General features: G+C 69.2%; 1 protein-coding gene. It reads right to left on the reverse strand.

All coding sequences use genetic code 11. The features are described 5' to 3' along the window. Positions 1–1,298: IS110 family transposase (locus BIV25_RS44005; protein WP_256257185.1), on the reverse strand; the 1,298-nt coding region annotated here is incomplete at its 3' end. Positions 1,299–1,560: the final 262 nt, after the last annotated feature.

A 1,560-nucleotide genomic window follows, 5' to 3' on the forward strand; every position in this document is an offset into this window, starting at 1 on the left:
GGCGGTGTCGGTGGTGGTGCCGACGCGGTCTGAGCGGGTACGGGTGGCTTCACCCCGTGAACTCCCCCGCGAATCAAGCACTTTCCTTGTTTCAAGGCTTGACGGCGTGGGGTTCGGGGTTCGTAGAAGGTGCCGTCGCGGAGCATCGCGAAGAGCACGTTGATCCGTTGCCGGGCCAGGCGGAGAAGTGCCTGGGTATGGGTCTTTCCTCGGGCTCGGCACTTGTCGTAGTAGGTGCGGGAGGCGGGGTCGTGCAGGGCGGCGAACGCGGACAGGAACATCGCGCGTTTCAGGACGCGGTTGCCGCCGCGTGGTGCGTGTTCGCCGTGGATCGAGGTCCCGGACGACTTCGTGGTCGGCGCGAGGCCGGCGTAGGAGGCCAGGTGGGCGGCGGTGGGGAAGCCGGTGCCGTCGCCGACGGTGACCAGCAGCGTGGCGGCGGTCCTGACGCCGACGCCGGGCAGCGACGTCAGGACCTTGGAAAGAGGGTGTGCCTCCAGCAGGGCGCTGATCTGGGCTTCTGTGGCCCGGCGTTGTTCGTGGACGGCGCTGAGGGAGCGGGCCAGGGAGGGAATGACGATGTCGAGGGTGCCGGTGCCGGGGACTACGACGGTCTGCTCGTCGAGGGCGTCGAAGACGTCGTCGATCAGCCGCGTGGCCATGCGCGGGGCCTTGGGCCGGATCACCTCGACGAGCCTGCGGCGTCCAGCTTTTCGCAGGGCGGCCGGGGATCCGTAGCGTTCGAGGAGCCAGGTGACGGCCTGGTGGTCGAGCCGGGGGCCGAGGACTCGTTCGAGGGACGGGTGGAACTGGGTGAGCAGGCCGCGGATCCGGTTGCTGGTGCGGGTGGCCTCGGCAGCCAGGTCCTGGTCGAAGCCGACGAGGACCGTGAGCTCAGCGGTGATCTTGTCGGTGAGTTCCAGCGAGCGCAGGGTGTGCGGCATGGCGCGGGCAGCGTCGGCGATCACGGCCGCGTCGCGGGCGTCGGTCTTCGCCTCGCCCGGGTAGAGGTCGGCGATCCGCCGCATCGACAGGCCGGGCAGATAGGCAACCTTGCAGCCGGTGCCGCGGGCCACCGTCAGCGGAAGGGCGCCGATCGAGGCGGGCTGGTCCACGATCACCAGGACGGTGCCGAACTTGGTCTTCAGCTTCTCGAAGACGTCCCGCAGCTTCGGCTCGGTGTTGGGCAGCTGCTTGTCGAAGACCTTCTTGCCGGCGGGGGTGAGTCCGTGCCCGTGGTGGTGGCTCTTGCCGACGTCCAGGCCCAGGAAGACGCCTATCTCGTCGCTGTCGTTCAAGCCGTCCTCCCGAACGGGGTTGTACGGTGCTGGCCGGGGCGTTGGCGTCGTGCGCGCATCCACGTTATGCAGACCTGCCGCCTGCGACGCGCCGGGCGTTGCGCTCGGCTGGGCGGTAGTCGGACCTCTCATCAGCGTCTCCAACGGCGCCTCTCGGACCCGGTGGCACCACCCCCCAGGTCATGCCTTCGACAGGGGGGAACAGCCATGCCGGGCCCGGAGGCCAGCGGCCCTCTTGCAGGACCGCGAAAAACATAACGGG

The organism is Streptomyces sp. MUSC 14, assembly GCF_001866675.1.
Taxonomy (GTDB): Bacteria; Actinomycetota; Actinomycetes; order Streptomycetales; family Streptomycetaceae; genus Streptomyces.